This window comes from Mesorhizobium sp. 43Arga (genome assembly GCF_053714255.1).
Genome location: NZ_JBSKBO010000002.1, coordinates 724,244 through 749,287, shown reverse-complemented (window position 1 = coordinate 749,287; position 25,044 = coordinate 724,244). Strand labels below are relative to the sequence as shown.

At 65.7% G+C, this 25,044-nt stretch carries 25 protein-coding genes and 1 pseudogene; 8 read left to right on the top strand and 18 right to left on the bottom strand.

The window, feature by feature from the left end; translation table 11 throughout:
• Positions 1-25 precede the first annotated feature (25 nt).
• A complete protein-coding gene (locus ACWGS8_RS10100; protein ID WP_454580776.1) occupies positions 26-745 on the bottom strand; it encodes an alpha/beta fold hydrolase in 720 nt (239 codons plus the stop codon).
• Positions 746-894: 149 nt separating this feature from the next.
• Positions 895-1,812 (bottom strand): alpha/beta fold hydrolase, encoded by a 918-nt coding sequence (locus ACWGS8_RS10095; protein WP_454580775.1) that lies wholly within the window; start codon positions 1,810-1,812, stop codon positions 895-897.
• A gap of 117 nt (positions 1,813-1,929) precedes the next feature.
• Between ACWGS8_RS10095 and ACWGS8_RS10090 the strand changes: the two genes are divergently transcribed.
• Positions 1,930-2,832, top strand: a complete 903-nt coding sequence (locus ACWGS8_RS10090; protein ID WP_454580774.1) for a LysR family transcriptional regulator — start codon at positions 1,930-1,932, stop codon at positions 2,830-2,832.
• A 9-nt stretch (positions 2,833-2,841) separates the two neighbouring features.
• On the opposite strand, the gene ACWGS8_RS10085 is transcribed toward ACWGS8_RS10090, so the two are convergent.
• The 5 genes from ACWGS8_RS10085 to ACWGS8_RS10065 form a co-directional block, all read right to left on the bottom strand.
• Positions 2,842-3,585: a 2OG-Fe(II) oxygenase gene (locus ACWGS8_RS10085; protein ID WP_454580773.1), complete on the bottom strand. Its 744-nt coding sequence runs from the start codon at positions 3,583-3,585 to the stop codon at positions 2,842-2,844.
• Complete coding sequence (locus ACWGS8_RS10080; RefSeq protein ID WP_454580772.1) at positions 3,582-4,136, bottom strand: methylated-DNA--[protein]-cysteine S-methyltransferase; 555 nt, start codon at positions 4,134-4,136, stop codon at positions 3,582-3,584. Before ACWGS8_RS10080 ends, ACWGS8_RS10085 begins: the two co-directional genes overlap by 4 nt.
• 119 nt (positions 4,137-4,255) lie before the next feature.
• The gene (locus ACWGS8_RS10075) at positions 4,256-4,465 is read right to left on the bottom strand and encodes a hypothetical protein (protein ID WP_454580771.1); all 210 of its coding nucleotides are present in this window, start codon (positions 4,463-4,465) and stop codon (positions 4,256-4,258) included.
• A 21-nt stretch (positions 4,466-4,486) separates the two neighbouring features.
• A complete protein-coding gene (ada, locus tag ACWGS8_RS10070) occupies positions 4,487-5,614 on the bottom strand; it encodes a bifunctional DNA-binding transcriptional regulator/O6-methylguanine-DNA methyltransferase Ada (RefSeq protein ID WP_454581260.1) in 1,128 nt (375 codons plus the stop codon).
• A 128-nt stretch (positions 5,615-5,742) separates the two neighbouring features.
• Positions 5,743-6,192 carry an ester cyclase gene (locus ACWGS8_RS10065; RefSeq protein ID WP_454580770.1) on the bottom strand — a complete coding sequence of 150 codons (450 nt, stop codon included), beginning with the start codon at positions 6,190-6,192 and terminating at the stop codon, positions 5,743-5,745.
• Positions 6,193-6,427: 235 nt separating this feature from the next.
• Here ACWGS8_RS10065 and ACWGS8_RS10060 point away from each other — a divergent pair, with 235 nt between their 5' ends.
• On the top strand, positions 6,428-8,527 hold the full coding sequence (locus ACWGS8_RS10060) for an EAL domain-containing protein (protein WP_454580769.1): 2,100 nt from the start codon (positions 6,428-6,430) through the stop codon (positions 8,525-8,527).
• A gap of 83 nt (positions 8,528-8,610) precedes the next feature.
• On the opposite strand, the gene ACWGS8_RS10055 is transcribed toward ACWGS8_RS10060, so the two are convergent.
• The gene (locus ACWGS8_RS10055; protein ID WP_454580768.1) at positions 8,611-8,805 is read right to left on the bottom strand and encodes a hypothetical protein; all 195 of its coding nucleotides are present in this window, start codon (positions 8,803-8,805) and stop codon (positions 8,611-8,613) included.
• A 194-nt stretch (positions 8,806-8,999) separates the two neighbouring features.
• Between ACWGS8_RS10055 and ACWGS8_RS10050 the strand changes: the two genes are divergently transcribed.
• On the top strand, positions 9,000-9,725 hold the full coding sequence (locus ACWGS8_RS10050) for a 3-keto-5-aminohexanoate cleavage protein (protein WP_454580767.1): 726 nt from the start codon (positions 9,000-9,002) through the stop codon (positions 9,723-9,725).
• 13 nt (positions 9,726-9,738) lie between these two features.
• Here ACWGS8_RS10050 and ACWGS8_RS10045 read toward each other — a convergent pair whose 3' ends face one another.
• A complete protein-coding gene (locus ACWGS8_RS10045) occupies positions 9,739-11,253 on the bottom strand; it encodes an AMP-binding protein (RefSeq protein WP_454580766.1) in 1,515 nt (504 codons plus the stop codon).
• A gap of 46 nt (positions 11,254-11,299) precedes the next feature.
• On the bottom strand, positions 11,300-12,115 hold the full coding sequence (locus ACWGS8_RS10040; RefSeq protein ID WP_454580765.1) for a p-hydroxycinnamoyl CoA hydratase/lyase: 816 nt from the start codon (positions 12,113-12,115) through the stop codon (positions 11,300-11,302).
• Between the two features lie 146 nt (positions 12,116-12,261).
• Between ACWGS8_RS10040 and ACWGS8_RS10035 the strand changes: the two genes are divergently transcribed.
• Positions 12,262-12,726, top strand: a complete 465-nt coding sequence (locus ACWGS8_RS10035) for a MarR family winged helix-turn-helix transcriptional regulator (protein ID WP_454580764.1) — start codon at positions 12,262-12,264, stop codon at positions 12,724-12,726.
• Positions 12,727-12,733: 7 nt separating this feature from the next.
• Here ACWGS8_RS10035 and ACWGS8_RS10030 read toward each other — a convergent pair whose 3' ends face one another.
• The 3 genes from ACWGS8_RS10030 to ACWGS8_RS10020 form a co-directional block, all read right to left on the bottom strand.
• The gene (locus ACWGS8_RS10030) at positions 12,734-13,417 is read right to left on the bottom strand and encodes a YoaK family protein (RefSeq protein WP_454580763.1); all 684 of its coding nucleotides are present in this window, start codon (positions 13,415-13,417) and stop codon (positions 12,734-12,736) included.
• Entirely contained in the window at positions 13,414-14,544 is a 1,131-nt protein-coding gene (locus ACWGS8_RS10025; RefSeq protein ID WP_454580762.1) for an NAD(P)/FAD-dependent oxidoreductase, read from the bottom strand. The genes ACWGS8_RS10030 and ACWGS8_RS10025 overlap by 4 nt, the downstream gene beginning before the upstream one ends.
• 143 nt (positions 14,545-14,687) lie before the next feature.
• On the bottom strand, positions 14,688-15,683 hold the full coding sequence (locus ACWGS8_RS10020; protein ID WP_454580761.1) for an ornithine cyclodeaminase family protein: 996 nt from the start codon (positions 15,681-15,683) through the stop codon (positions 14,688-14,690).
• A 130-nt stretch (positions 15,684-15,813) separates the two neighbouring features.
• On the opposite strand from ACWGS8_RS10020, the gene ACWGS8_RS10015 reads away from it, so the two are divergent.
• Positions 15,814-16,275, top strand: a complete 462-nt coding sequence (locus ACWGS8_RS10015) for an Lrp/AsnC ligand binding domain-containing protein (protein WP_454580760.1) — start codon at positions 15,814-15,816, stop codon at positions 16,273-16,275.
• Here ACWGS8_RS10015 and gcvA read toward each other — a convergent pair.
• The gene (gene gcvA / locus ACWGS8_RS10010) at positions 16,272-17,165 is read right to left on the bottom strand and encodes a transcriptional regulator GcvA (protein WP_454580759.1); all 894 of its coding nucleotides are present in this window, start codon (positions 17,163-17,165) and stop codon (positions 16,272-16,274) included. The two genes, ACWGS8_RS10015 and gcvA, sit on opposite strands and share 4 nt — an antisense overlap.
• 122 nt (positions 17,166-17,287) lie before the next feature.
• Here gcvA and ACWGS8_RS10005 point away from each other — a divergent pair, with 122 nt between their 5' ends.
• Both ACWGS8_RS10005 and add read left to right on the top strand, forming a co-directional pair.
• Entirely contained in the window at positions 17,288-17,992 is a 705-nt protein-coding gene (locus ACWGS8_RS10005) for an SDR family oxidoreductase (RefSeq protein ID WP_454580758.1), read from the top strand.
• 144 nt (positions 17,993-18,136) lie between these two features.
• Positions 18,137-19,012, top strand: a pseudogene (add, locus tag ACWGS8_RS10000) (adenosine deaminase); the annotation flags it as partial.
• 114 nt (positions 19,013-19,126) lie between these two features.
• On the opposite strand, the gene ACWGS8_RS09995 reads toward add, so the two are convergent.
• From ACWGS8_RS09995 to ACWGS8_RS09985, 3 genes are all read right to left on the bottom strand, one after another.
• Positions 19,127-21,562, bottom strand: coding sequence for a putative bifunctional diguanylate cyclase/phosphodiesterase (locus ACWGS8_RS09995; protein WP_454580757.1), 2,436 nt, complete (start codon positions 21,560-21,562; stop codon positions 19,127-19,129).
• A gap of 155 nt (positions 21,563-21,717) precedes the next feature.
• Positions 21,718-22,998, bottom strand: coding sequence for a cytochrome-c peroxidase (locus tag ACWGS8_RS09990; protein WP_454580756.1), 1,281 nt, complete (start codon positions 22,996-22,998; stop codon positions 21,718-21,720).
• A 214-nt stretch (positions 22,999-23,212) separates the two neighbouring features.
• On the bottom strand, positions 23,213-23,701 hold the full coding sequence (locus ACWGS8_RS09985; RefSeq protein WP_454580755.1) for an Lrp/AsnC family transcriptional regulator: 489 nt from the start codon (positions 23,699-23,701) through the stop codon (positions 23,213-23,215).
• A 109-nt stretch (positions 23,702-23,810) separates the two neighbouring features.
• Here ACWGS8_RS09985 and ACWGS8_RS09980 point away from each other — a divergent pair, with 109 nt between their 5' ends.
• Positions 23,811-24,344: an RBBP9/YdeN family alpha/beta hydrolase gene (locus ACWGS8_RS09980; RefSeq protein WP_454580754.1), complete on the top strand. Its 534-nt coding sequence runs from the start codon at positions 23,811-23,813 to the stop codon at positions 24,342-24,344.
• A 6-nt stretch (positions 24,345-24,350) separates the two neighbouring features.
• Here the strand turns inward: ACWGS8_RS09980 and ACWGS8_RS09975 are convergent, their stop codons facing one another.
• Positions 24,351-24,947: a DUF922 domain-containing Zn-dependent protease gene (locus ACWGS8_RS09975; RefSeq protein ID WP_454580753.1), complete on the bottom strand. Its 597-nt coding sequence runs from the start codon at positions 24,945-24,947 to the stop codon at positions 24,351-24,353.
• Between the last annotated feature and the right edge of the window lie 97 nt (positions 24,948-25,044).

Here is a 25,044-nt window from a genome sequence, read left to right as displayed (position 1 = left end):
CTTCTCGCCGGGATCGCTTTCCCGTTTATTTCACCGAGTCCGCGGCTGCCAGAATGACATCGGCCACTTCGCGCGGCTTGGAAAGCATGGGGACATGGCTGGTCGCAAGCTCGGTCACCTTGGCGCCGATCGCCTTGGCCATCGCCGCTTCAGCAGCCGGCGGTATCATGCCGTCGTGCTTGGCGACGATGTAAAAGCTCGGCTTGGTCTCGTAGGCGGCCGCGGCGAGCTTCTCGTCGAAGATGCCGGCAAAGGGCGGACCTTGCGTGGCTGCGATCAGGCTGATTTCCTGCGGCGGCAGGTCCTGCGCGAAAAATTTGGCGACGGCTTCGGCGCTCAGCCTGACATAGCCGCCGCTGTCGGCTTCCAGGGCGCTTGCCCAGGGTGGCGCCGGCTGCCCCTTGCCAAGATCGTTCACCGACACGCCCTTTGGCGGCGCGAAGGCGGCGACGTAGACCAGCACCTTGACCTTGTCGTTGACGCCCGCCTGGCTGATGACGACACCGCCCCAGGAATGGCCGACCAGGACGACCGGCCCCGGCTGGGCATCGATGACCCGCCTGGTTGCGTCGACATCGGCGGCGAGCGAGCTCAGCGGATTTTGCACCGCCACCACTTTGAGCCCCTTGGCCTCCAGCAAGGGAATGACCTTGTTCCAGCTCGAGCCGTCGGCGAAGGCGCCGTGCACCAGCACGACCGTTTTCTTCGGCGCGTCGGCGGCCGAGGCCGGGGCAGCCATCGCCATGAGGACGGCTGCTCCCGATAAGAGAAGATGCGATAACGACATCGAATGGCTCCATTTTTCGTGACAGGCCGCCTTGCAAGGGACAGCCCATCGGCTTGGTTTCGTGAGATCGGTTTCAGCAGGCCCGAACTGGTCGCGCCGGGCGGTTGTTACCTGGAGAGGAAATCGGTGATGAGCTTGGCCGTAGCATCCGGGTTTTCCTCCATGATCCAATGGCCGGATGCGGGCACGATGGCTCCCGTCACGTCCGACGCGACGAAACGCAGTGTGTCGGCCTGTGTCGTGCCCGCCGATTTCTCCGCGCCGGCCGCCAGAACCGGCATGGGCAATTTGCCGCCGGTGGAAAGCATCGCCTGGTTGTCGATGGCGTCCTGGTCGAAGGCCTTGAATTGCTCGAAGGCGTCATGCATGGCATGCGGCCGTGCATAGAGTTTTGCATAATGGACACGCGTCGCCTTGTCGATCTTCTTCGGGTCGGCCGACAGTTCGTTGTAGAAGCGGTCGAGGTAGATGCGCTCGCGGCCCGCGACCAGCCGCTCCATGTCGGGGCCGCGGAAGTTGAAGTGCCAGAGCAGCGGGCTTTGCTTGATCTTGTCCCAGTCACCTATGCCCGGCAGCGGTGCGTCGATGACGACCCATTTGGTGATGCGCTTGGGATATTGCGCGGCCAGCGCATATCCGACCATGTTGCCGATATCGTGTGTCACCAGATCGGCCTTGTCGATCTTCAGCGCATCCATGACGCCGGCAATGTCGAGCGCCTGATTCTTCTTGGTGTAGCCGCTGTCTGGATGCGCTGAAAGGCCCATGCCGCGCAGGTCCGGCACGATCACCGTGTGATCCTTCATCAGCTTTATCGCGACCGGCGCCCACATGTCGCCGGTGTCGGCGAAACCGTGCAGCAGGATGACGGCGGGACCCTTGCCGCCGACGCGAACGTAGAGGTTCGTGCCGTTGGTCTCGATCGACTGCGTCTTGAAGGCTGGCGGAAACGGGATCACGCGCGCCGAGGCCGGCGCGGCGAGCGACAGCAGACCAAGTGCGATAACCAAAGGACGAAACTTCATGAAATACCCCAAGATTTTGTCACCGCCGCATGTATCGCGGTCCTTTCAACTATGGCACCGTGCTCTCGGTTTCGTTAGGCGTCGGTCGCCTGATTGTGAATTCGGGAAAGCCGAACAATGCTAAAGCTTGAAGCCGCCGCCGCGTTTGTCGCCGTCACGGAATCCGGCTCGATCAGCGAGGCGGCCAGGCGCATGGGCCTGTCCAAGTCCGTCGTCAGCGAGCGGCTGTCGGAACTCGAACGCAGCCTCGGCACGAGACTGCTGGACCGCACCACCCGCAAACTCTTCATCACCGAAGCGGGGCGTGGGTTTTACGAGCGCGCCAAGCGCATCATGCAGGAGGTGGCCGATGCGAGAGCTGAAATCGCCGAAGATCGCGGCGAACTCGCCGGACCGCTCAGAATATCGGCGCCGACCAGTTTCGGCATCCTCCATCTCGGCCCGGCGCTGTACGGCTTCCTGGCTAGGCACCCGGGGATCGAACTGACGCTTGATGTCGACGATCGCTTCGTCAGCATGGTGGCCGATGGCTACGATGCCATTGTGCGTCACGGGCCGGTCGTCGATGGCGGACCTGTCATCGTCAATAAGCTGGCTTCCAGCCGTCGCTTCCTGGTGGCCTCGCCGGACTATATCGAGCGGTGCGGATTGCCGGCGACCACCGACGACCTGAAACGTCACAAGGGCATCATCTATTCCATCCGCGGTGCCGCCGATTGGCGGTTCAAGATTTCGCGCCGGCTGGTGACGATCCGCCCGGAAACCGCGCTGCGCGTCAACAACGGGATCTTGATGCGCGACGCCGCGCTTGCCGGCCTCGGCCTGGCGCTGCTCCCTGCCTATTTCATCCGGACCGAGATCGCCGACAAGCGATTGACGGTCATCGATGTCGGTGCCGAGCCTGAAGGGGCCACCATCTATATCGCCTGTCCCGAGGACAGGCGCGGATCCGCCAAACTGCGCGCGCTTACCGCATGGCTCCGCGATGCCTTTGGCGATCCGCCCTCTTGGGAGGCGTGAGCCGGCACCTCACTTCGCATCGTGAAAAATGATACCGACCGTGTGGCGCATGCCTGAGCGCAGGCGGCTGACGCCGTGGCGCAGGTTGACGCGGTAGTTGCCTTTCGTTCCCTGCACCGGCCGGTTGTGGACGGCGAAGGCCACCGCGTCGCCCCGGCGCAAGGGCACCACCTCGACCCGGCTCTGCATGCGCGGCCGCTGTTCGGTCAGCGCGAATTCGCCGCCGGTGAAATCCTCGCCCGGTTCGGAAAGCAGGATCGCCACCTGCAGGGGAAAGGCGAGATCGCCATAGAGGTCCTGATGCAGGCAGTTGAAATCGCCGGGGACATATTGCAGCAGAAGCGGCGTCGGCCTGACCTGGCCGGCGGCGTGGCATTGGTCAAGAAATTCGGCATGCGTGGAGGGGTAACGCAGGGGGATCGCCATGCGCTCGTTCCAGCGGTTGGCGACCTCGGCCAGCCTGGGATAGAGCGCGCTGCGCAACCCGCCGATCAGGTCGGGCAAGGGATAGCGGAAGTAGCGGTATTCGCCCTTGCCGAAGCCGTGCCTGGCCATGTGGATGTGGCTGCGGAAGTGTTTTTCCTGGGGGTAGAGGCCGGCGATCTGCCGACACTCTTCGGGCGAGAGCAGCTTTTCCATCACCGCGCAGCCAAAGCCATCGAGCTCGTCGGCAAGCGCCGGCCAGTCGTATGCGGCGATGCGCGTTTCGGCGGCTTCCACCGCCGCTGTGGCGACCTTGGCGTGGGCGTTCATATCGCGGCCTCCTTATCGAGCAGTGCGTGCTTGCGTTCGATGCCCCAGCGGTAGCCCGACAGCGTGCCGTCGGCACGGACAACACGATGGCAAGGAATGCCGAGCGCGATGGCGTTGGCGGCGCAGGCGGTCGCCACGGCACGCGCGCCGTCCGGCCGGCCAAGGCGTCGGGCAAGCGCGGTGTAGGTGATGGTGGCGCCGCAGGGGATGGCGCGCAACGCCTCCCACACCCTTTGCTGGAACGGCGTGCCGTGGCGCATGTCGAGCGGCAGGTCGAGACCGGCGCGGGGCGTTTCGATGAAGCGGGCAATCGCGGCGAGATCGCCGCGCAGGGCGGCCTCGTCTTCGACCAGCAGCTTGCCGGGGAAACGGTCGGCGAGGTCCTGCTCCAGCGCGTCGGCGTCGGAGCCAATCAGGATGGCGCAGACGCCGACGGGGCTGCGCGCCGCCAGGATCTTGCCGATCGCGGATTGGCCGACGGCGTAGGCGATGGTGTCGAGAGTGGCGGCGTTGCGGGCTGTCGCCGGCATGTGGGTTTGCATCGGGTTCATTGTCTTCACTCCTGTGTCTGTGCCTGAACCCTAGCCATGTGCGTTGCGTCCCTCACTCCGATGCTTGCTTTCAAATTCAAATCGTCGCGTTCGAGGACAAGGATGCCGAGGTGAGCGCTTCAAGCGACACGCGTGACAGCGACCTCGCCAAGCAGGAAAACCTCGCCTGACAACAGCCGCAGTTCAATCTCCCCGTTCGCGGTGCGGCTCCACTCGGCCCTGCCATCGGCGACAAGCTTGCCGATGGCGGCCAAGACCTGTGACTTCGCGTCGATGGCAGCACCGTTGGCGATCTCGATGTTCGCACCGGCGGCGGAAGACCTTGCCATCGCGCGCATCGCTGGTTCTCGTCAGGCCCGCGAAGACCGGCCGGCGCTGTCCGCGGCCTTCGCCGACCCTTGGGCCTCGCGGTCGAGCAGCGCGCGCTTGCGCTCGGCGCCCCAGGCGTAGCCGGACAGCGCGCCGTCCTTGCGGATCACGCGGTGGCAGGGAATGGCGACCGCGTGCGCATTGGCGGCGCAGGCGGCGGCGATGGCGCGGGTTGCTCCGGGCGAGCCGATGCGCCCGGCGATCTCGGCATAGGAAACCGTGTTGCCGACCGGGATGTCCTGCAAGGCCTGCCAAACGCGCTGTTGGAAGGCGGTGCCGCGCACGTCGAGCGGCAGGTCCAGGCCGAGCCGTGGGGCCTCGACGAAGCCGACGACGCGGGCGACCAGAGCCTCGTAGTCGCGGTCGCCGCCGATCAGCCGCGCCTTGGGGAAACGGTCCTGCAAGTCGCGCACCAGCGCGTCCGGGTCGTCACCGAGCAGGATCGAGGCGACGCCCCTGCGGCTCGACGCGACCAGTATGGCGCCGAGCGTGGTCTCGCCGATGGCAAAGCGTAGGTCCTCGTTGGCGCCGCCCGCACGGTAGCGCGTCGGCGTCATGCCGAGCATGCCGGTCGATTTCTCGTAGAAGCGCCCGCTCGAATTGAAGCCGGCATTGTAGATCGCCGCTGTGACGCTGGTGCCGTCCTCGAGGCCCTGGCGGACGCGAGCGGCACGATGCGCGGCGGCATAATCCTTCGGCGTCAGCCCGGTGATGGCCTTGAAGATCCGGTGGAAATAGCCGGCACTGCGCCCTGCGGCATCAGCCAGTTCGGCCAGCGATGGCTCTTCCTCGCTCTGTTCGATCCTGCGGCAGGCATCGGCGACCATCGCGGCATTGCCGGCCTCCAGCGAGGGGCCATCGGGGTTGCAGCGCCGGCAGGCGCGAAAGCCGGTCGCCTTCGCCTCAGCCAGCGTGTCGTGCAGCTGCACATTGGCGGGGTTGGCGCGCCGCGAAGGGCAGGAGGGCCGGCAGTAGACGCCGGTCGTCGCCACCGAATACCAGAACTCGCCGTCCGCCGACTTGTCGCGCGCGACGATGCGCACCCAGCGCGGGTCGTCAGGGACAGGCAGCGGGCTGGAGTTGAGGTCTTTGGCGAGAGTGATGAACATGGCGCCATTGAAGCCGTCGGAAACCGGCCGCGCCACCCGTTTCCTGCCAATGGCACCGAGCCAGTAAGCAATGAGGCCAGGCGGCGTTGACGCCGCCTGGCCTCAAACGACCGTTCCTCGCGACCGCCTCAGGCGGCCTTGATCAGGCCGAGCTGGGTCAGCGCGGCGACGCCGTCGTCGAGGCCGATCTCCTCGACGATCCTGCCGTCGATCACCTTCAGCACCGTGGTGCCGGTGAAGCGCATGGCGCGGCCGGTGGCGGCGGGCAGCGAACCGGCGAGGAAATCGCCGAAAGCCGGGCCGGTATGCGTGCCGCCGCCTTCCCATTGGCCGACGACATAGTCGCCCTCGGCGATGAGATCGGCGGTGGCCCAGAAGTTCAAATCCGGGAAGGCGGCGCGGAAATCGGTCATGAAGGCCTTGATGTCGTCGCGGCCCCGGCGTGGCTCATGCAGCGAATATTTGAGCAGCATGTCAGGCGCGGCGATGTCGTCGACGACGGACAGATCGCAGGTTTCACCCCAGAAGTCGGTGAACCATCTGACGACGACGGCCTTGTTGTCTTCCTGTTTGGTCATGGGGAGCGTCCTTTCTTGTTTGGCTGGGGTCATCGGCGCATCGATGTCGCCGATGACCTGGGCCATTCCTAGGACCATCGGGAGAACCCAAAACTCCGGTTCTTGCCGGCCAATCGAAAGACGGGGCGCCACGAAATATTGCAGGCGAGAAGGCATGCCTTCCGCGTGCCGGTAACTGTTTCTTCTCTGGTTTTGTCGCAGATTGCCCGCGGGTGGGAGCAGGCGAAAATAGGCGATGGCGCGTCAGGGTAAGAAAAGTCGCAATGGAGCATTCTGGGCCAAGGCCCTGGAGCGCGCCCATCTCGGCGTCTGGGACTGGGATCTTCGCACCGGCGAGTGCTTCTATTCGCCGACCTGGGCGCGAATGCTGGGCTATGAGGCGGATGAACTCGCCAACACCAGCGATTTGTGGCTGCGGCTCACCCATCCCGACGACCGTGACCGGGCGCTGGCCAGCGGCGACCGCCATATTGCCGGGCTGACCGATGCCATCGAGACGGAATTGCGGCTGAAGCACAAGCTGGGCCACTGGGTGTGGGTGCTCGACCGCGGCGGCATCGTCGAACGCGGCGCCGACGGGCGGCCGCTGCGGCTGATGGGCGTGCAGACCGACATTTCGAAGCAGAAGGCGGCCGAGGCCGCGCTCGAACAGGTCACCATGCGCTTCCGCCTGGCGCTCCCCGCCAGCGGCACAGGCATCTGGCACTACGACATCGCCACCCACACGAGCTATTGGGACGCCCGCACCAGGGAGATGTTCGGCGTCGTCGCCGATGCCGACGAGGTGCCCGCCGACCTCTGGCACAGTTTTCTGCATCCCGACGACAAGGAAGCCACCGAGCGAGCCCACCAGCCGTCGCCCGGCTCGAGCGGCGTTACCGCCTCGCAATACCGCATCGTCAAGCGCGACGGCGAGATCCGCCACATCGAATCGCTGGTGCGTTACGTCGCCGCCGCGGGCGCTGCCGGCCAAATCCTCGGCACCGTGCGCGACATCACAGAGGACAAGCTGCGCGAACAGGAGCTTGCGTTTGCCGCCCGTCACGATGCGCTGACCGGCCTGTGGAACCGCGCCGCCTTCGACAGGCTGCTTGCCGACCACATCGCCAGGGGCGTGCCGCTGGCGGTGTTCTATGTCGATCTCGACTACTTCAAGGCGCTCAACGATTTCGCCGGCCACGCCGCCGGCGATCTGGCGCTGAAGAGCGTGGCGGCGGGCATTGGCCGCTGCCTGCCGCCATCGGCGCATGCGGCGCGGCTCGGCGGCGACGAATTCGCTTTGCTGGTGCCCCATTGCGACGCCGCGCAAGCCGAGCGGCTGGCCGGGGCCATACTGGCGGCCGTGCGCGGCGCCGATCTCGGCCTTGCCGCGACCGCGCGGCGACTCGCGGCAAGCATCGGCATCGCCGTCGTCAACGACCGGGCGACCACGGTGGCCGATGCGCTGGCCTGCGCCGACGACGCCTGCTACGCGGCCAAGGCCGCAGGGCGCGACCGCTTCGCGGTGTTTTCGGCCGAAGCCGCCACCGGCGGCCTCAACGCGGCGCGGCTCGCCGCCGACACGGTCGACGCCATGGAGGACGGAAGGCTGAAACTGTTCGGCCAGGAGATCCACCGGCTGGGCCGGCCGTGGCGGGAAAACCGCCAGGTCGAGGTGCTGGCGCGCCTTGCCGGGCGCGGCGGCAAGCTGATCCCGCCCAGCGAATTCATCCCGGCGGCGGAGCGCTTCGGCATCGCCGCCAGGCTCGATCGCTGGATCATCCGCACCGCGCTCTCGCGGCATGGCGCGGCGATGAAGTCCGGCGCGATCACGCTCGGCTTCAACCTGTCGGCGCAGACGCTGAGCGATCCCGGACTGTGGGATTTCGTCGACGGCATCATCGAGGAGACCGGGGCGCCGCATTCCGGCATCGGTTTCGAGATCACCGAAACCGCCGCCGTCACCAATTTCGACGCCGCCGAGACGTTCGTGCGCAAGGCGCGCGAGCGGCGCTGCAAGGTAAGCCTCGACGATTTCGGCGCCGGCATGAGCTCGTTCGAATATCTCAGGCGCTTTCCCGTCGATGCCATCAAGATCGACGGTTCCTTCATCGAACACATGGCCGAGAGCCGCTTCGATCGCGAGATCGTCTCGGCCATATCAGGCATTGCCCGCAGCGTCGGCTGCGCCGTCGTGGCCGAGAAGATCGAGCAAGCCGAGACGCTCGGCATTCTGCAGACGATGGGCGTCGATTTCGGCCAGGGTTTCCTGCTGCACCGGCCTGAGCCGCTAGAGCAGATCGTGGCGCGTGCGACCAGACCTGCAAGCGCAGCACTGGCCCGCAGGGCGTCCTGATGCATGTCCCCCAAAAGTGCGCAGCGGTTTTGGGATAAGGACATGCATCAGACGAGGACTTGAAGCGCGTTGACGCGCTTCAATCAGACGGGGTGCCGCGCCGCCGCCTGTGGGAATTCCAGCACCCCGGCCTCGGGCCGCCTGTATTGTGCCTCCGCCACCATTTCGATCAGCAGGTCGAGAGCCTCGCATGCCGCGTGGCTCGTCTCGTCATTGCCGCGCAGATAGTGATAGGCGCGTTCGAGATGGATGCGGGCGGCTGAAAAATCGCTGGTCAATGGTTCCCTCCATGATCCCGCCCTAATTTATCTTGGCTGGCCCGGCGGAATGCGGGGTAAATATCCACAGGCGGGTTTTATTCAAATGCCGCGGAATGGTGGCGGGGCCGCGCTGTCAGGAGAGACGCCGCGCTGGTCTTTGCCCAGCCTTGCGGCGCGGCTAGACTGCCGCCTCCTTGTCCGAGGTGACTTTCATGATCGTCCAGGCCTGCATCAATGGAGCGCGTCCGCGCGATTTTCACCCGAAACTGCCGCTTGATGCGCAAGCCATGGCCAGCGATGCGGCTGCCTGCGTCGCTGCAGGCGCCGCCGAACTGCACATCCATCCGCGCGGCGCCGATGGGCGCGAAAGCCTGGCTGCCGTCGATGCGACGGTGCTGGCCGTGCGCCAGGCATGCCCGGGCACGCTGGTCGGCGTTTCGACCGGCGCCTGGATCGAGAACGATGTCGCGCGCACCCGCGCGGCGATCGCCGGCTGGCGTGAACTGCCGGACTATGCCTCGGTCAACCTGTCGGAAGCCGACGCGCCCGCCGTGATGGAGCTGCTGCGCCAGCGCGGCGTCGGCATCGAGGCCGGGCTCGCCACCGTTGCCGATGCCGAGCGGTTCGTGGCGCTTGCCGATCACAGCCGAGTGCTGCGCATCCTGATCGAGATCGATATCCAGGATTTGTCAAAGGCGCTCGACGAGGCAAACGGCATCGCCGCCGTGCTCCAACGCGCCGAAGTGCGGCGGCCGATCCTGCTGCATGGCGTCGACGCCACGGTCTGGCCGTTCGTGGAGCTGGCGCACAGCAAGCGCTGGTCGACAAGGGTCGGGCTGGAAGATGGCAAGACGCTGGCCGAAGGAAGGGTGGCGAAGGACAATGCGGAGATCGTCGCGGCGGCGGTGGCGGTTTTCCGCTCCGCGTCCGCCGGCTGAGCTGCGGTCCGCTTCAGTCCTGCCCGCCGGCAGGTGTCGCCCATGTGCGAAGGATGTGCTTCTGGATCTTGCCGGATGCGGTGCGCGGCAATGCATCGGTGAGCAGGAACTCTTTCGGCACCTTGTAGCGGGCGATGCGGGCGCCGCAATGGCTTGCCAGATCGGCCGGATCGACGACGCATCCAGGTTTCACCACGACGAAGGCGCGCCCGACTTCGCCCCAGCGCGCGTCGGCGATGCCGATCACGGCGGCTTCGGCGATGCCGGGATGATCGAGCAAGACCGTCTCGATTTCGACGGGATAGACGTTTTCGCCACCAGAAATGAACATGTCCTTGCGGCGGTCGACGAGGGTGACGAAGCCTTCCCCATCGCGCCGCGCTATGTCGCCGGTGCGGAACCAGCCATCGGCGGTGAAGGCGCGCTGCGTTTCTTCCGGCCGGTTCCAGTAGCCCGGCGTGATCGAGGGGCCGGACAGCCATATCTCGCCTGGCTCGCCGGCCGCGACGTCGCGGCCGTCGTCGTCGACGAGGCGCAGGCCGATCGTCGGCGCCGGCAGGCCGGCCGAGCCCGCCTTGCCGGCGATGCGGCCGGCCTCGACCGGCATGCCAAGCACCGTGCCTGCCTCGGTCATGCCGAAGCCGTCGGCCATGCGCACGCCCTGGGCGAGCCACCATCTGATGTCCGTGGCCGGGTTGGGCGCGCCGCCGGTGAAGATGGCGGTGAGCGAGGTCCAGCGCGACGGCGTGAAATCGGGGTGGTCGCGCAGCATCCTGGCCATCTGCGGCACGCAGAAATAATGGGTGATCCCGAGGGCGGGATCGGCGAGGCGGCGATTGGTGGCGCCGGCATCGAAGCCAGGCGAGATCAGCACGGTGCCGCCCTGAAGCAACGGCGGACGCAGGCTGGTGAGGAGGCCGATGACATGGAACATCGGCGCGTCGCAGAGGAAGATGCTGGCATTGCCGACACGGCCCAGCACGCCGAAATTGACCGCCGTGGCGAAGGCATTGCGCTCGGTGACGATGACGCCCTTTGGCCGGCCCGACGTGCCCGAAGTGTAGAGGATGATCGAGGGCGCATCATCGGCGGGCAGGGGACGGCGCGGCGCCGGCGTCTGTACCTCGACCGCCACCGCAAAGGCGGCGACATCGACAGCGATGCAGCGCCCGGGCAACCCCGCCTGAAAGGCGGCGTCATGCAGCAGCAGCGCCGGATCGCAATCGGCAAGGATCGCCTGCTGTTCGGCACTGGCGAGCCGCCAGTTGACCGGCACGAAGATGGCGCCGAGCCGCATTGCGGCCTGCTGCAGGATCAGGAGGTCGACGCTGTTGCGGGCAAGCGTGGCGATCCGTTGTCCAGGCTTGACGCCGTAGCCGGTTTCGAGAACGCCGACAGCGCGCTGGATGGCTTCGTCAAGCGCGGCATAGGTCCAGCGCCGGCCGGAGGCCAGGTCGACGCAGGCAAGACGGTCCGGCTGCGCGCCGGCATGCAGGGCCACCGGGTCTGAAGTCGTCAAGGCCGGCATGCGCATCTCCTCCCAGATTGCGTCGATCGCGTCGTGGCTTATCGCGTCATCTGGTCTTGTCGTAGGCGCCGAGGCCCGGCTTGTAGCTCTTCTCGTCGATGAACTGGCGGATACCTTCCTTGCGGCCTTCATTGTCGTGCGAGTTGGCCGCCTCCTGGGCGCGGACGAGATAGTCCTCGGCATTGTCATAGGTCATTTCGCCGACGCGGCGGATGGCGTCCTTGGTTGCCTTCAGCGCTATCGGGTTCTTCTTCAGAAGGATGCTGGCGACCTCGGTGACCCGCGCCTTCAGCTCCGCCAGCGGCAGGCTTTCATTGACCAGCTTCCAGGCGGCGGCCTTCCTGCCGTCGATGAGCTCGCCGGTCAGTGCGTGGTACATGGCGTCGCGCATCGACAGCAGGTCGACCACCACCTTGGTGGCGCCGCCGCCGGGCAGGATGCCCCAGTTGATCTCGGACAGAGCGAACTGCGCCTCGTCGGCGGCAAAGGCGAGGTCGCAGGCGAAGAGCGGGCCATAGCCGCCGCCGAAGCACCAGCCATTGACCATGGCGATGGTCGGCTTGCCGTACCAGCGCAGGCGCCGCCACCAGCCATAGGCTTCCGATTGCGCCTTGCGGACGGCGCCGAGCCCCTTGGCTTCGGTCTCGCGGAAATACTCCTTGAGATCCATACCCGCCGACCAGGCGCTGCCTTCGCCCGACAGGACGAGCACGCCGACATCGGCGCGATACTCGAGTTCGTCGAGAACCTCCATCATGCGCCGGTTGAGCGCCGGGTTCATGCAATTGCGCTTGTCCGGCCGGTTGAAGCGCACCCAGGCGATGCCGTTCTCGACGTCGAAGGCAACGGTCTCATCGGTCATGGTCGGTCTCCTCCCGCTCCATCGTAGTCATGATCACAGTTCTGATCACAATCATAGGAAATTGCTATGGAGCATAGCTATCTCAATTGCTATGTCGCATAGTATTTTTTGCTTGACAAGAGCCTACATCGCGGCGATCGGTTGGCATGGACGAAACCCAGCCTCACACCGGGCCGGAAATGATGGCCGACGACGCGCTCGATGCGCAGATCGGCTACAATCTCAAGCGTGCCTCGGCTTTCGCGCTCAATGATTTCGCCGTCGAACTGACCGAAGCGGGCCTGCGCCCGGTCACCTATGGCATGCTGGCGCTGATCGATGAGCGGCCAGGCATCCGCGCCGCGGAACTGTGCCGCCTGCTCGGCATGAAGAGCGCCAACATGGCGCCGCTGCTCGCCGAGCTGGAAGAGCGCGGGCTGGTCGAGCGCGACGACCACGCCGTAGACAGACGCGTGCGGGTGCTGACCCTGACGCCGGCGGCCCGACAGGCGATGCCGGGCTGGCGGCGACAGGTTCGCCGGCACGAGGACAGGTTTCTGCAAAGGCTGACGAAGAAAGAGCGGGCGACGCTGCTGCGCCTGCTGCGCCTGATCTGGACGGACGAAGGCTGAGGGTGACCTATCCGGCCTCCCCGTCCGGCGCTGAAAGCCGCAGCAGCAGCGCGGCGAGCGCGATCACCGGGGGGACGATGAAACACCAGACATTGGCGTAGGCATAGCCGAGAGCGGCGGCCGCGCAGCCGGCGGCGAAGACGGCGACCGCCGCCGCCATGCGCCGCAGGCGAGCAATGAGCGCCGGGCGGGCCTCCGGCGCCGTGCCGCTGATGAGGTCAGCGAGGTCGATCATGATCTGCGTGGTGGTGCCCGTCATCAGCGTCGAGGGCGGCGCTGCGGCCAGGTGGACCCGGTGCACCGCGTTCTGGATCGCCATCGCGGCGACCAGCACCATGCCGGTGACGATCGCGGCCGCGCTGTCGCCGCCGGCGAAGGGGCCAAAGCGGATCGCCAGGGCGGCGCCGATGACGAGCAGCGCCAGCTTGGTCGCCAGCAGCACCCCGAGCGCCTGATGTCCGCGCCGGCGCAAATGCTCGCCGGCCAGCCGGGTCAGGATGACGACGATGCAGAACACCGGCAGTGCCAGCAGCTTTGCCAGCACGCCCGAAATGCCGAGCACCAGCGAGGCGCCGAGGGTGACGAAATTCCCCGTCACATGCGCGGTGAACAGGCCCTGCAGCGCCAGGAAACCGGCGGTGTCGACATAGCCGCCATTGAGGCTGAGCAGCAGCGGCAGCGTGGGTTTCATGGCGTCGTCGCCGGAACCAGGAAACGGTCGGGCGCCAGCGCTTCCGCCGTGACGCCGACCGTGACATCTTCCGGCAGGGGCTCGCCGCGCATCAGCGCCGCGCTCAGCCTGGCCAAGGTCAGCGACACCTGGAAACCATAGCCGCCCTGGCCGCCGAGCCAGAAGAAGCCGGGCAGGCGGGGGTCGAAGCCGGCGACCGGCGTGCGGTCGGGCGCGAAAGTGCGCAGGCCCGCCCAAGGCGTCGACGGCCGATCGATGCGCATCGTCGTCGCCTGCTCGATGCGGTCGACGGCGATGGCGACATCAATGTCTTCCGGCCAGGCGTCGCAAGGCTCGGAGTCGGTCTCGTCGGCGAGCGAGCCGATCAGCCTGCCGGCGTCGGGCTTGAAGTAGAATTGTTCGTGCAGGTCGACCACCAGTGGCCAGCTGGCGATGTCGGTGCCGGCAGGCGGGTCGAACAGGAAGGCGGTACGCCGCTTGGGCTGGAAGCCAAGGCCGGACAGTCCGGCCAGGCCAGCGACGACATCGACCCAGGCGCCGGCGGCGTTGACGACGATGTCGGCTGGATAGACACCGCCGCTCGTTTCCACCCGCAGGCGGCCGCCGTCTTGCGAAATGGCGCGCACTTCCCCGCCGGTGCGGATCAAGCCACCGCTGGCCTTCAGCGCCGAGGCGCAGGCCGCCAGCATCTTGCCGGTGTCGATATCCACCGCGTCCGGCTCATAGACGCCGCCGCAAGTGGCTTCGGTGGCAATGGCGGGAACCAGCGCGTGGAGCTCGGCCGCCGACAGGCGGCGCACGCTGGGCACCAGCGCCTGCAATTCATCGGCCAGCCTGTCTATTGCCGCGCCGTCGCCTTTCCAGCCGACATGCAGCGCGCCGCGCCGATGGGCGACGAAGCCGCCCTCGACGATTTGCTGCCGGCTGGCCAGCGTCAGCGCGCGCACCAGCCGGTTGCCGTAGGTCTCGGTGAACAAGGCAGCGGAACGGCCGCTGGCGTGATAGCCGAGATGCGGCTCGCGCTCGAGGACGGTAACGGATGCCCAGTCCCGCACGGCCGCCGCAAGCGAAAGGCCGGCAATGCCACCACCGATGACGACGATTTTTTGGGAAGGATTCGACTGCATCCAGCAGTCGTAAAAATGATTTCGCATCCAGTCAAACGGTGCGACCTGCCCTTGGTCGTTTGACTGGACATTTCTTCCCGTTCCAAGGAGAGAATGGCCGGCAGGGCAATCAGGCACTGGCTCCGGCAATACGCAGCCCCCCTCTACAAGGTCACGGCCCGCCCCAGTCCTCGCCGAACCGCCTCGCGATAAGCAAGATCCGCCGCCACCAGGTCCTCCATGGCAACACCCATGGCCTTGTAGACGGTGATCTGGTCGGCGCTGGTCCTTCCCGGCCGCAGCCCAAGCAGCATCTCGCCAAGCTCGGTTCCGGTTTGCGGATTGATGCCATCGAGTTCGCAAGAGCCGACCGGAGTCGGCGCGAAGGCGGCCCTGGTCTCGACGAACAGGCTGGCCTGTCCGACAAGCTCGATCGGCAGTTCGCCGCCGGGGGGTGCTACGCCCACCGACGAGACATGTGTGCCGGGCCGCAGCCATTCGGCCGAGATCACCGGTTGGTAGGAATGCGTTGCCAGGCAAACGACATCCGACGAGCGCACCGCGGCCTCGATATCGCTGACGGCGACGACGCCCGGATGTTGGGCTGCCAGTGCCTGCGCGTCCGCGAGCTCCTTCGAGACGACGCGGATTTCGGCGAAGTTCCGCACCAGCGGCAGAAGGTGCAAGTGCTGGCCGGCCTGCACGCCGGCGCCGACCACCGTCGCCACTTTGGCGTCGCGGCGGGCCAGTTCCCGCACCGAGAGCACGGCCGAGCCGGAGGTGCGCACGGCGGTGATATAGGTGCCGTCCATGACGCAGACCGGCATGCCCGTTTGCGGGTCGAACAGATGGATGGTGGCGAGATGGCTGGGGATGGCCCGGGCGATGTTGCCTTCGAAGACGTTGACGATCTTCACCGTCAGATGCATGCCCGCCATCCAGGCCGGCATCGCCAGCGAATAGCCGGCCCGTGGAATGTCGAGCTGCGGCCGCGCCGGATTGACGATCTTGCCGCCGGACAATGCCTTGAAGCCCTCCGCCAGCACATCGAGAAGCCGGCGCAGGTCGATGCATGTTTTCACCTCGGCTTCGCTCAGGATGAGCACAGCTGTGTCGCCCTTGGTCTGGGCGCTGCGGTTGGTCGGTGTGGCCGATATCATGGAATTTTTCCTTGGTCGGGTTGCGTTGCCCGCCAACGGTATTGCCACTCGGCAGCGTGATGAAATATGCTGTTTTCACGATTTTTGCGTGATAATCGCGCCATCTATGGCCGAAATGTGTGAATCCAGAATGGACGACCTCGACCGTATCGACCGCTCGCTGTTGCGCTTGCTGCAGGAGGATGGCCGTCGCACGACGCTCGATCTGGCCCGTCGCGTCGGCCTGTCGCCGACCGGGGCGGCGCAACGCATCAAGCGGCTTTTCGCCGATGGCTTCATCCGGGCGGTGCGGGCCGTTCTCGACCCGGCCCGGATCGGGCAGGCGCAACTGGTCTTCATCGAGGTACGGCTCGATCATACGGCGCCGCATGTCTTCGACCGCTTCGCCGAAGCGGTTCTGCGCGCGCCCGAGATCATCGAATGTCACATGGTGGTCGGCGGCTTCGATTATCTGGTCAAGGCGCGCATCGCCGACATGGCGATGTTCCAGGATTTCCTGCAGCGGGTGATCCTGCCGCTGCCCGGCGTCAGGGAGACGCATACCTACGCCTCGATTGCCAACGTGAAGCCGGACGCGTTGCTGCCGATCTAGACCGGTTCCCCCGCATCCAGCAGCCATTGCCGCACGGCCTGCGTCGGTTCGGGATAGCGCTGCTTTCTCGGCATGACGACATGGAAATCCTGCGTGCCGCGCATTTCGCCGCTGACCGGCTGGACCAGCCGGCCGGCGGCAAGGTCGGCGGCGACGAGGAAGCGGCTGGCCAGCGCTATGCCCTGGCCGGCGATGGCCGCGTCGATGGCGAGGCTGGTCTGGTTGAAGCGCATGCGCTTGAGCTCGGCCGTCATCTTCAGACCGACCGCCTTTTCCATGAATTCCGGCCACAGATTGTGCGCGTCGTGCAGCAGGACGTGATGCTGGATTTCGGCCGCCGCGATTTCGGTTGCGCCGGCCGGCAGAAGGGCCGGGCTGCAGATGGCGATGATCTGCTGGGGAAACAGCAGGTCGACGATCAGGCCGGCGCCGAATGGCGGGCGGCCTTGCCGCACCGCGATGTCGACGCCGTCGGACTGGAAGCTCGACAGGCTCTCGCTGGCCAGCACGCGCAGGTCGACCAGCGGATTGTCGGCCATGAAATCCTGCAGCCGGGGAATCAGCCATTTGGTGGCGAAGCTCGGCGTCACGCTGATCGTCAGCCGCGCCGGTTCGGGACGCAACAGCTGGGTTGCCTCCGAGATCAGGTCGAAGGCGCGGCGGATGTTGGGCACATAGGCGCGGCCCTGATCGGTCAGCGCCAGGCCGCGCGGCAGCCGCTCGAACAGTTTCGTGCCGAGATGGGCCTCCAGGCCGCGAATGTGCTGGGCCACCGCGCCCTGGGTGACGTTGAGCTCCTCGGCGGCGATGCGGAAGTTGAGATGGCGCGCCGAGGCCTCGAAGGCGCGCAGCGCATTCAGCGGTGGCAGGCTGAGGAAGGCTTCGGGCATACAGGAGTTTTTCTACTGGTTGATTTCAGGCATTCTGGTTCGAACCGAGCGACAGAACCAGCTATATCACCGTTCAGATACCGAAAAACACCGCTTGCGGTGTCCGCTGAGAGGAAGACCCAATGAGTGTAGAAAAAGTGGCTGTTGTCGTGGCCGGTGGCAGCGGCATGGGGGCTGCGGCGGCCAAGCGCCTGGCCGCGGATGGGTTCAAGGTCGCCATCCTGTCATCCTCGGGCAAGGGCGAGGCACTGGCCAAGGAATTGGGTGGCCTCGGCGTCACCGGCTCCAACCAGTCGAATGACGACCTGCAGCGCCTCGTCGACCTGACGCTGGAGCGCTTTGGCCGCATCGACGTGCTGGTCAACAGCGGCGGCCACGGGCCGCGCGCGCCGATCCTGGAGATCACGGACGAGCAGTGGCGCACCGGCATGGACGTCTATCTCATGAACGTCATCCGGCCGGTGCGCATCGTGGCGCCGCAAATGGTCAAGCAGAAGGGCGGCGCCATCATCAACATCTCGACGGCCTGGGTGGCCGAGCCGAGCGCGATGTTCCCGACCTCGGCCGTGTTCCGCGCCGGAGTGACCGCCTACACCAAGATCTTCTCCAACACGTACGCAGCCGACAATGTGCGCATGAACAATGTGCTGCCCGGCTGGATTGACAGCCTGCCGGCCACCGAAGAGCGCCGCGACAACGTGCCGATGCAGCGTTACGGCACAATGGAGGAGGTCGCCGCGACGATCGCGTTCCTGGCTTCGGATGGGGCGGGCTATATAACCGGCCAGAACATCCGCGTGGATGGGGGTGTTATCAGGGCGCTGTGAGGCGTCGGGCACGGGGCTCCCACGACCCATGCGTAGTTCTTTCAATCATTTCTTGAAATCGGCACCGGCCGTTTCATGATTTGATGACGCCAGCCAAGAGGGGAGGCGTCATTGGCCGACTTCATCGGACTGCCGAAAGCCGAAGTGCACATCCATATCGAGGGCTGCTTCGAGGCCGACGATGTGATCCGGAACTGCGAGGAGGCCGGCATTCCGCTGCGCGCGCCGCGCGACAGGCTCTTCGAGGCCCATGATCTCAAGAGCTTCCTCGAAATGCTCGACTGGTTGTGCGGGACTTTTCGCACGCGCGAGCAGCTCGCCACCACGGCCTACAAGTTCGCGCAGCGCATGGGCCGCAGCGGCGTGCGCTACGCCGACGTCATCGTCAACCCGACGCACTGGCCGCACTGGCACAAGGACATTGCGAGGATGATCGACGCGTTCGATGCCGGTTTCGCGGTCGCCGAACAGGATGGCCACCCGCCGGTCGGGCTTTGCGTCAGCCTGCTGCGCACCCAGTCGGCGGCGGAGGCGATCGAGCTGGTGGAGTTGTTGAGCACGATCAGGCACAGGCGTGTCGTCGCCTTGTCGATCGACGGCAACGAAGCGGCCGCCGGGCGCACCGGCCCGCGCTTCGCCGAAGCGTTTCGCCGGGCCGGCGCGGCGGGTTTGCGGCGCACCGTTCATGCCGGCGAGTCGAGCGGCCCGGAGGGTGTTCGCGACGCCATCGAACTGCTGGGCGCCGACCGCATCGACCATGGCGTGCGGGCGATCGAGGACCCGGAGCTCGTCGACTTGCTGGCGCGCAAACAGATCCCCCTGGGCATCTGTCCGGTTTCCAATTTGGCGCTCGGCGTCTATCCCTCGCTTGCGCAACATCCGATCGATGCCTTGCGCAAGGCCGGCGTCCCGGTCTCGATCAACACCGACGATCCGTCGCTGCTTGGCACCACGCTCGAGGCATCCTACGCCGCCTGCGCCGAGGCTTTCGCCTGGGACGACGAAACCATCCGCCAGCTCGCCGCGACATCGGTGCGGGCGAGCTACGCCGATCCGGCGCTGAAGGCGCGGATCCTGGCGATCTGGCGGCCTGGCGGGGTTAGATGCCGCTACGCCATCGTGCCGGCTGGCAGACTACGCGGTGAGGGCTTCCGGCTGTTCGAAAAGCGTATGAAGCTCGGAGGCCGGCATCGGGCGGCCAAAATACCAGCCCTGGACATCCGTGCAGCCATTCTCCTTGACCAGCTGGTACTGGTCCTCGGTCTCGACGCCTTCGGCGGTCGTCGTCATGCCGAGCGTGGTGCCGAGCTCGGCGACGGCCTTGACGATCGCCCGGCTTTCACTGCTCTCGCACATCAGGCTGACAAAACTGCGGTCGATCTTGATGCGGTTGAACGGGAATGACCTGAGATAGCTCAGCGAGGAGTAGCCGGTGCCGAAATCGTCCATGGCTATGGAGATGCCGAGGTCGCGCAGGCTGTACAGCGTGTTCAGCGTGTTTTCGTTGTTCGCCAACAGCACCGACTCGGTGATCTCCAGTTCGAGCCGTGACGGCAGCAGGCCTGAAGCCGCGAGCGCCGAGGCGACCTGAAGCGGCAGCCCATGTTGTTTGAACTGGGCCGGCGAGAGATTGACCGCGACCTTGACGGGCAGGGGCCATTTCGCGGCGTCGGCGCAGGCACGCCGCATGATCCATTCGCCAAGCGCATCGATGACGCCGGTCTCCTCGGCCAACTGGATGAACTCCGACGGCGCCAGCAGGCCGAGGCGCGGATGGTTCCATCGCACCAGCGCTTCGAAGCCGGTGAGCTGCGAGGTCTTTGCGTCGTGCAGCGGTTGATAATGCAGGACGAACTGTTCTTTTTTCACGCCGAGCGCCAGTTCCGATTCGAGTTGGCGCCGCTCCTGCAGCCTTGCGTCCATTCCCGGCTCGAACGACCTGCAGGTGCCGCGGCCCTCCATCTTGGCCTTGTACAAGGCAAGGTCGGCATTGCGGATAAGGGTTTCCGAATTTTGTCCGTCGTCGGGGAAGACGGCGATGCCGATGCTGCCGCCGATGTTGATCTTGTGGCCTTGGATGGAGAATTCGTCGGACAGGGCATGAATGACGCGGCTTGCCAGCACGCCGGCCTCGTCGTTGCCATCGAGCAGGAGCTGAAGGATGACGAACTCGTCCCCGCCAATTCTGGCGACCATGGCGGTTTCGCCGGCATCGTGTTTCAACCGCTTCGCCACCGCCCCGAGCAGCTCGTCGCCGATGGGATGGCCGAGCGTGTCGTTGACCGGCTTGAAACGATCAAGATCGACGCAATGGACGGCCAGCTTCTCGCCGTCCCTGAGGCTTCGCAATGCCTCGTCCATCGTGTCGGCCAGGAGGCCCCGGTTGGGCAGGCCGGTGAGAATGTCATGCGTGGCGAGGTGCTGAATCTGGGCGGTGCGTTGCTCGACCCGACGCTCAAGGGTCTCGGCAGCCTCGACCTGCATCGTCATGGTCCGCCCGATCGCGTACCAGCAGGCCAGCGCCAGCAGCGTGACCACCGCCACCGCCGCATAACCGGCCAGTTCGAATTGACGCACGGACTGGACGTCCAGGTTGCTTTCGAACCGGCTGTTGGGGAAACCGGCCCAGAGACGCCATGCGCTCCTGGGATCGTTGAGCGAGAGCGGGATGACTTCGGAATAGATCAGATTGGGGTCGGCCGCCGTGAAGGCACGGGAATCCGCCGCCAGGGCCGTCGACATCTTGTGCTGGTCGGATTCAAAGCCGTAGCCTGAATTGACGATGACGTAGTCGCTGCCCGGCAACAGTTTCCGCAGCGCCGAGGTCAGCATGATCGCCGAGACGGAGCCGCGCAGGCTGCCGTCCTGGCCGAAGACCGGGACCGAAAGGATGAAGCCTGAGCGGTCGGCATCATTGCCGGTGTGGATGAAATCGGTGTTGTCGCAGGTGATGAGCTCCTTCGTGCCGATGATCGGCACGTTGAGCCCGTCGATGGCGCCCGAATTCGGATAGTTCGCCTTCAGCCAGGCGAGCTGTTTGGCCAGCTCGTGATACTCATAGGTCTCGATCTCCTCCGGCGGGCGGACCAGGGCATTCTGGTCCAACTTTCCGGGCTTTGCGTCGGCAGCGGCCTGGGATCTCGCCTCGGCATTGACGATCAGCTGGTCGAATTGGAGGATCGGCTCCTCGAGCTTGCCGGTCACCGCGTCGAAGCGGTCCGGGTTGAAATCCAGCGGCAGGAAGTAAACCTCGGAAATCGAGACGTTGTTGGCGAGGTTGTTGTAGATCTGCTGGATTGTCGCGCGGCCTTCGTCGCCCAGATTTGTACCGTGCCGGTCGAGGTTTCGGACGCTGGGCAGATAGGTCAGGGTCCGCACATTTTCATAGATGGCTTGCAAGGCGTCTTCGACGGTCTTGGCCGTTGCCCTGGAAGCTGCCTGGGAGTTCTCGAGATAGCGCTCCTTGGCCAGCGCGAAGTTTCGCTGGGCATCGATATGCAACGCCGCCAGCGTCGCCGCGCCGGTCAACAGGATCACAACAAATCCGGCCGCTCGCCTGAATGCGTTCATCCGCGTCCCACCATCGAGTGACAAGGAATACCGCAGGGCGGTTTAGGAAGCGCTAATGCGATATGTCTTTCTTTACCGGTCCCCGGCGTTGCGACGGATCAAATCCGGCAAGATCAAGACACCTTCTGGTGGCAGGCCAGACCGGGCAAGGCGGTTCAGTTCGCTGGCACCGCCGGCTGGTCGGCGTCGGTAAGCGTGCCCAGGAAGGCGACAATATCGTCGATCTCGGCATCGGTCAGCGCCGGTCTGTCGCCGGGCTTTTTGCCGTTGAAGGGCGGATCCTGATTCAAGTTTCCCCAGTAAACCTTTGGCAGATCGTCATATTTCCTGACCGTGCCATCGGCATTTCTGGGGTACCAGCGGCCCGGGTCGGTATCGCGGCTGGCGTAGAACGCGACGGCGTCGCGCAGCGTGTGCAAGGCGCCATTGTGGAAGAAGCTCTTGCGCAGCGCGACGTTGCGCAAGGTCGGCGTCTTGAACAGGCCGCAATATTCGGTCCGTCCCTTGAAGTCGGTGCGCAGCGGGCCGCACAGGCCGAGATCGACATAGGCGGGATCGGCGTTGGCGGGAATCGCCGCGTTGCGCGGCACGGCGATGGCGATCAGGCCGAAATCCGTGAATTGCGGCGGCTCGCCGTCATTGGCCGGTTCGCTGAGATGGCAACTGGCGCAATTGCCCTTGGTCTCGTCCTCGAACAGTGCGCGGCCGCGCATCTCCTGCGCCGTCAGCTCGGCCTTGCCGGCGAGGAAGGCGTCGTAGCGGCTGGAATAGGGATAGAAGTCGGCAGCGCTCTGCTCGAAGGTGCCGAGCGCCTCGGCGGCGGCGTCGAAGGCGGCGCTCGCGTGGTCGAACACGTCGTCGCCGAAGGCCGCCTTGAACTCGCCGGCATAGGCGGCCTTGCGCAAGGCAGCGGTGACGGCGGCCTCATCCTTGTTGGCCATCTCGAAGGGCGAGAGCAGGGGGATTTTCGCCTGATCCCTGCCATGGTCGGCGCGGCCGTCCCAGGTCAGGCCGCCGGTCGGGCCATTGTCGACGCTCTCGTCGCCCTCGTCCTCGGAATCGTAGAAATGCTCGGTGAATGAGGGCGCCGCCTGGAGATAGCGCAGCGACGGCACGGCGCGTACGCCAGGCCGGTCGAGGTTTGGACCGCCCATCTCGACGGGTGCCGCCGAGGCCGGACCGAAGGCGTGGCGCGGATCATGACAGGACGAGCAGGCCTGCTTGCCGGAGGCGGAGAGCGCCGGATCGAAGAACATTTTCCGGCCAAGGGCGGTCAGTGCCTGCGCCCGTGCGTAAGCGTCGGCGCGCGATAGCGGGCCGGGGTGGACGGTGCCTGGCCCGGCGCGGACAAGGGTTGCCGGCAAAGTGATGGCAAAGCCGAACAACGATGCGGCGGCGGCCGCGATCATCAGGCGTTTGCCTCGTCCTGTCGTCATCGGTTCCAGGTCCATTTCGCTCCGCAGCTACCCCGCGCTACGACGTGCCAGTGCTCCCGCGCATAGTCGCCCGCGATAAGGCGCTGCGCAACGACCAGCCGCCGATGGGGGATCTCTCCGCCGCGCTCGATCTCATCCGGTAGGGTGAGGATCGCATAAGCGCGAGTTCGCCGACCCTGACGTCCTTCCTCTCCCCTTGTCTGTGGGTGACGTCTCAAACCATCGAACCACTTGACCTGCGGATCAGTTCGCGGCCGATCGACTTCGGCGTCTCGCTGCGCAGCACCAGCGCCGTGGTGACCGCGCCGTGGCGCGCCACGGCGTCGACGATGGTTTCAAGGTGGGCGGGCGAGGGCACGAGCACTTTCAGGATGAAGCAGTCCTCGCCGGTCAGCCGGTGCACCTCGGTAATCTCGGGCATTTCGGCGAACTGCTTCAGGCAAGGGCGGATGTGTTCATGCGTGGTGCGCACGCGGATGATGGCCATCATGCCGAGGCCAAGCGCGGCCGGGTCGATCACCGCGGTGTAGCCGGCAATGACGCCACGCTCCTCCAGCCGCTTGACCCGCTCGGAGGTTGCCGGCTGCGACAGGCCGACCCGTCGGCCAAGCTCCGATATGCCGATGCGGCCGTTCTCCTGCATGGCCTCGATGATGGCGATGTCGGTCGGGTCGAGCGGCGCGCGCTCCTCGCTGGTCTTCATGGCGTCACTTTGAATCCATCGGCTAGGACATGTTTTTTCCGATGATTTCCCATTCCCGAGGCCAATTCAAGACGCCACCATGCGCCATAATCGATAGGAGCAAGGCGACATGACGCATTTCATCATCCTGCCGGGCAGCGGCGGCTCGGGTCCGGCGCATTGGCAATCGCGTTGGGAACGCGCCGATCCGGCGATGCGGCGCTTCCAGCCCTCGAGCTGGGAACTGCCCGATTTCACCGACTGGCTGGCGGCGCTGGAGGCCGCGGTGATCGTGGCGCCCGAGCCGCCGGTGCTGGTCGCGCACAGCCTGTCCTGCCTGCTGATCGCGCATTGGCAGAAGATTTCGCAAAGACCGGTCAGGGCGGCCTTGTTGGTCGGCGTTCCCGATCCGGCGTCGGCGGTCTTTCCCGAATACGGCATGGCTTTCGCCAAGATTCCGCTGGGCAAGCTGCGCTTCGCCTCGCTGGTGGTGACCAGCACCGATGATCCCTATGGCTCGCAGGAATATGCCGAGGCGCGGGCGACGCAATGGGGCAGCCGCCTGGCCGTGATCGGGCCATTCGGCCACATCAATGCCGACAGCGGCCTGGGCGACTGGCCGGAAGGTTTGGCGCTGCTCGAGGATCTGGTGTCCGAGGCTTGAAGGCGCTCAGCCGCCATTCACCAAAGCGAGGACAAGCTTCTGCAGATTGCCGCCCTTGCCGAACTCGACGCGGTCGAAATCCCGGCTTGCCTGTATCCTCGCCTTCGAGATCGCGTCGAGCCGACGGACCACCTCGGCCCTGGTCTTGCTGCATTTGGGATCATCGGCGACGGTCAGTCCGTCTGTCGCGGCTTCGATGTCATGCACCATTTTTACCATGCTGGCGCCATGCACCTTCTCATGGGCGCTGACGCCGGCGATGAACACCTCCCAGTTCTTCTGGACGGCGGGCGGCAGCGGCGCGGAAGGGCTTGGCAAGGTGTAGGTGATGATCAGTCTAGGCTTCGCCGCCGTCAGCACGCAGTCCTTGCCCCTGGGCTTGTAGTCCCTGACCCCCCAGGTCAGCTTGAAGTTGGTGTAGGCGATGGCGCGGGCAATACCGACATTCGGTCCGTTCTCGCCGATCGACCGGTAGAGCTCCAGCCCGGACTGGCCCGAAATGGCGTAGGTCTCGACCTTCTCGACCGGCTTCCACTGCGCATGGGCGGTGACCGGCAAGGCCACCAGGGCGGTCAGCAGAAGACACAGACGAACTCTCGGCACAACACTCTCCAAACCGAACGGCCGTGCCGAACAGACAATGGCACCGGATCGCTTTTCCTATATGCTGCCGGTCGGTGCTGCAAATGTAAGGTGGGGA

Coding starts and splice junctions, on each gene's coding strand:
- ACWGS8_RS10060 (WP_454580769.1), top strand. CDS start 6,428: ATGGCGCGTCAGGGTAAGAAAAGTCGCAATGGAGCATTCTGGGCCAAG.
- ACWGS8_RS10075 (WP_454580771.1), bottom strand. CDS start 4,465: ATGGCAAGGTCTTCCGCCGCCGGTGCGAACATCGAGATCGCCAACGGT.
- ACWGS8_RS10040 (WP_454580765.1), bottom strand. CDS start 12,115: ATGACCGATGAGACCGTTGCCTTCGACGTCGAGAACGGCATCGCCTGG.
- ACWGS8_RS10015 (WP_454580760.1), top strand. CDS start 15,814: ATGGACGACCTCGACCGTATCGACCGCTCGCTGTTGCGCTTGCTGCAG.
- ACWGS8_RS09980 (WP_454580754.1), top strand. CDS start 23,811: ATGACGCATTTCATCATCCTGCCGGGCAGCGGCGGCTCGGGTCCGGCG.
- ada (WP_454581260.1), bottom strand. CDS start 5,614: ATGTTCATCACTCTCGCCAAAGACCTCAACTCCAGCCCGCTGCCTGTC.
- ACWGS8_RS10030 (WP_454580763.1), bottom strand. CDS start 13,417: ATGAAACCCACGCTGCCGCTGCTGCTCAGCCTCAATGGCGGCTATGTC.
- ACWGS8_RS10095 (WP_454580775.1), bottom strand. CDS start 1,812: ATGAAGTTTCGTCCTTTGGTTATCGCACTTGGTCTGCTGTCGCTCGCC.
- ACWGS8_RS10100 (WP_454580776.1), bottom strand. CDS start 745: ATGGCGATGGCTGCCCCGGCCTCGGCCGCCGACGCGCCGAAGAAAACG.
- ACWGS8_RS10025 (WP_454580762.1), bottom strand. CDS start 14,544: ATGCAGTCGAATCCTTCCCAAAAAATCGTCGTCATCGGTGGTGGCATT.
- ACWGS8_RS10020 (WP_454580761.1), bottom strand. CDS start 15,683: ATGATATCGGCCACACCGACCAACCGCAGCGCCCAGACCAAGGGCGAC.
- ACWGS8_RS10050 (WP_454580767.1), top strand. CDS start 9,000: ATGATCGTCCAGGCCTGCATCAATGGAGCGCGTCCGCGCGATTTTCAC.
- ACWGS8_RS10090 (WP_454580774.1), top strand. CDS start 1,930: ATGCTAAAGCTTGAAGCCGCCGCCGCGTTTGTCGCCGTCACGGAATCC.
- ACWGS8_RS10080 (WP_454580772.1), bottom strand. CDS start 4,136: ATGAACCCGATGCAAACCCACATGCCGGCGACAGCCCGCAACGCCGCC.
- ACWGS8_RS10005 (WP_454580758.1), top strand. CDS start 17,288: ATGAGTGTAGAAAAAGTGGCTGTTGTCGTGGCCGGTGGCAGCGGCATG.
- ACWGS8_RS09990 (WP_454580756.1), bottom strand. CDS start 22,998: ATGACGACAGGACGAGGCAAACGCCTGATGATCGCGGCCGCCGCCGCA.
- ACWGS8_RS10035 (WP_454580764.1), top strand. CDS start 12,262: ATGGACGAAACCCAGCCTCACACCGGGCCGGAAATGATGGCCGACGAC.
- ACWGS8_RS10085 (WP_454580773.1), bottom strand. CDS start 3,585: ATGAACGCCCACGCCAAGGTCGCCACAGCGGCGGTGGAAGCCGCCGAA.
- ACWGS8_RS10045 (WP_454580766.1), bottom strand. CDS start 11,253: ATGCCGGCCTTGACGACTTCAGACCCGGTGGCCCTGCATGCCGGCGCG.
- gcvA (WP_454580759.1), bottom strand. CDS start 17,165: ATGCCCGAAGCCTTCCTCAGCCTGCCACCGCTGAATGCGCTGCGCGCC.
- ACWGS8_RS09985 (WP_454580755.1), bottom strand. CDS start 23,701: ATGAAGACCAGCGAGGAGCGCGCGCCGCTCGACCCGACCGACATCGCC.
- ACWGS8_RS10065 (WP_454580770.1), bottom strand. CDS start 6,192: ATGACCAAACAGGAAGACAACAAGGCCGTCGTCGTCAGATGGTTCACC.
- ACWGS8_RS09995 (WP_454580757.1), bottom strand. CDS start 21,562: ATGAACGCATTCAGGCGAGCGGCCGGATTTGTTGTGATCCTGTTGACC.